This window comes from Wolbachia endosymbiont of Drosophila leontia, assembly GCF_028981785.1.
Taxonomy (GTDB): Bacteria; Pseudomonadota; Alphaproteobacteria; order Rickettsiales; family Anaplasmataceae; genus Wolbachia; species Wolbachia pipientis.
The window spans coordinates 1-1641 of sequence record NZ_JAPQLK010000055.1; the positions used below are offsets into that span (position 1 = coordinate 1).

Genomic DNA, 1641 nt, shown 5'->3' on the forward strand with positions numbered 1-1641 from the left:
CCAGTATTGGTCTAATTTTTTCAAATTGTTCTTTACTTATATCTCTTGGATAGCTTTTTTGCATAGATATACCTCTTTCTTAACTATGCTTATTTTACCTCATATTTTCGAGATCCTTAACAGGTTCTAACAAATTTCTAGAAAAAAGAGGAAATATTTTTCGTTACATCGATAAAGCTATCGAAAATTGGTATGAAAATAGTCCAAAAATGCAGGGCGGCAACTATATTTATAGTGATAAAGTTGTGATTTTAGTGCATATAATCGTTAATCTTTTTAGAATTGGCTTAAGACAAACAGTCGGGTTTATAAAAGGATATTTGCAGCAAATAGGAAGAGATTTGGCAGTTATCAGCTATTCGCAAGCTTCAAAAAAAACTTAATATTAAGATCAATGATTGCAGAATTGATAAAAATAATATGGAAGATATCGAAATTGCCATAGATAGCACAAGCATCAGCATTTATAACAACACACAGCAAGGAAAATAGCGCTGACAGAAAATATCGTGGCTATGAACAGACAAGAAAATTGCATGTAATGTTGAATATAAACAGCAAAAAAGCCATAGCTGCAGAATACAGTAACGGTCTGATCACTATGGAGCTTGCGATTTACTCAAAGGAGTTAATTTTCAGCATGCCATAAAAGCACTATATGCAGACAGAGCATATGACAGACATAAACTCTATAAATTGTGTGATGAATGCTGCATAAAGACAAAAATTCCTCCAAAAAAACAATGCAGCAGAGCATCCAAAGTATGGCAGAGAGAAATGCTGCAACTAGACTAATAAAGTCATACAGCGAAGATGGAATGAAGAGGTGGAAAAGGCAAACAAACTACGGAAAAAGATCTTATGTAGAAAGTTTTTTCTCGCGACTGAAACAAACATTCGGGTTTAATTTTCGGAACAAATCTGAAATTAATCGTGGGAAGGAACTGCTACTCAAGTGTTATTTGCTTAATCAATTTACTGACATTGGTATGGCTAAATTTGAAATGGCTACATGAATTTATCTTAAATTACCACCGCATAGTTGTAACATTGTACCATATTACAATGTTCGTACAGTTGTGTGCGCGACCGGGGGTTTTATACCATTCTAGAAGTAACATACGGAAAAGGGGGGATTCGAACCCCCGACATATTTTCATATGTGCACGCTTTCCAAGCGTGTGCTTTAGACCACTCAGCCACCTTTCCATGCTTATTCATAATATTGAAAATTGTACTGCTAAACAATATAAAAACCTGGTATATAGGGTTCACCACGAAAATTCACAGTATTGTTAAACTTGCTTCTGCAAGTTGGAAATGTTTTATCGCAACCTGCGAGTATTGAATATTTATCTCCAGCAAAAATTTGGTATGGAGGCGAAGTAAACAACGTAACTACTTTATTTTTATATTCTTTTACTACACCTTCAAACGCTATTGAGCCAAAGAATTTTACTACTCCGTGCTTATAATATTCATCACTCTCAGTTAAATTCGTGTCTTCAAATCTTCTTTCATCTATTACTTTAGTGATTGTACTTATTTTACTAAATTTTTTAGTATCGGCTTTAGAACCTGTTTAAAATCTTCGTAATGGGAGAGAAATGAAGGAAAGGACAATCATTTGCAAGCTGGTGT

1 tRNA gene and 2 pseudogenes are annotated in these 1641 nt (G+C 34.2%); 1 reads left to right on the plus strand and 2 read right to left on the minus strand.

Annotation, left to right across the window (positions count from 1 at the left end):
- Window positions 1–101: 101 nt before the first annotated feature.
- Window positions 102–1016: pseudogene (locus tag OZD63_RS06240) on the plus strand (IS5 family transposase).
- A gap of 106 nt (window positions 1017–1122) precedes the next feature.
- On the opposite strand, the gene OZD63_RS01815 reads toward OZD63_RS06240, so the two are convergent.
- Window positions 1123–1209 (minus strand) — tRNA-Ser (locus OZD63_RS01815).
- A gap of 31 nt (window positions 1210–1240) precedes the next feature.
- Window positions 1241–1573 (minus strand): annotated as a pseudogene (locus OZD63_RS01820) (phage BR0599 family protein); the annotation flags it as partial.
- Window positions 1574–1641: the final 68 nt, after the last annotated feature.